The organism is Arthrobacter sp. GCM10027362, assembly GCF_042679445.1.
GTDB lineage: Bacteria > Actinomycetota > Actinomycetes > Actinomycetales > Micrococcaceae > Crystallibacter.
The window spans coordinates 1-575 of the sequence record NZ_JBHTML010000450.1 but is presented as its reverse complement, the minus strand read 5'-3'; the positions used below and the strand labels follow the sequence as shown (position 1 = coordinate 575).

Here is a 575-nt window from a genome sequence, read left to right as displayed (position 1 = left end):
CCGCTACCTGGGTCCGGAGCAGATCTGCGCCCAGCTGAACCTGCTGGCCCCGGAGGTGGTGTGCGGCACCGGCAGCCTGGCGGAGAACCGGTGCCAGGCCTGGCTGGTCGGCCCCGGCGCGGTCGGGGACCCGGACCAGGCGCAGCGGGCCCGGGAGGCCCTTGCCTCCGGCCTGCCCGTGGTGGCCGACGCCGGTGCGTTGGATCTGCTGCCTGCCGAGCTCGGTCCCCAGGTCGTGCTGACCCCGCACGCAGGGGAACTGGTCCGCGTGCTGGCCGGCCAAGGCGTGGAGGCGGAGCGGGAACAGATCGAGGCCTCGCCGGCCGAGTACGCCCGGCTGGCAGCGGGACTGACCGGAGCGACGGTTCTGCTCAAGGGTGCGGCCACCGTGATCGCATCACCCACCGGGACACTGTTCAGCCAGGACAATGCGACCCCGTGGCTGGCCACCGCCGGCAGCGGGGACACCCTGGCCGGGATCCTCGGCGCGCTCGCGGCGACCGTGCGGCCGGAGGCGCTGGAACGGGCCGGCATTCCCGAGCCGGACCGGTTTGCGGCAGTGGCGGCGCTCGCCG

General features: G+C 75.0%; 1 protein-coding gene. It reads left to right on the top strand.

From position 1 onward, the window contains the following. Positions 1-575 (top strand): NAD(P)H-hydrate dehydratase (locus tag ACFQ36_RS23300; RefSeq protein ID WP_377018011.1); only part of this gene is annotated, 575 nt, incomplete at both ends.